Origin of the sequence: Anaerobacillus sp. 1_MG-2023 (assembly GCF_030547345.1) — a bacterium.
In the GTDB taxonomy this organism is placed as follows: domain Bacteria; phylum Bacillota; class Bacilli; order Bacillales; family Guptibacillaceae; genus Guptibacillus; species Guptibacillus hwajinpoensis_B.
Genome location: NZ_JAUORD010000103.1, coordinates 1 through 272, shown reverse-complemented (window position 1 = coordinate 272; position 272 = coordinate 1). Strand labels below are relative to the sequence as shown.

The window sequence follows — 272 nt, the reverse complement described above, 5'->3', positions numbered from 1 at the left end:
TTCTCCAACTAGCTGTTTGTTCACTTGCTTTTTCTTCTGCCTCTCCAAGATACTTTTAAGAACGGCAACAGTGGGATGGGAGGATATCTCCAGTAAGGTCTTGGTCGCTTCCTCAAGCTCAGATTCCGTTCTTTTAGAGGCTGTACTTCTCAACCCGTTCAATATATTCAAAGCTTTCTTTTCGACATTTGTTTTCAAGATATGTTCAACTAGTCGTTCCGTATTCGGTCCGACAGTCCTTGCCCATTTCCGGTTGTTTTCTGGATTGTGAT

General features: G+C 42.6%; 1 pseudogene. It reads right to left on the bottom strand.

The annotated features are described in order from the left end of the window. A pseudogene (locus Q4550_RS23470) lies at window positions 1–272 on the bottom strand (IS21 family transposase); the annotation flags it as partial.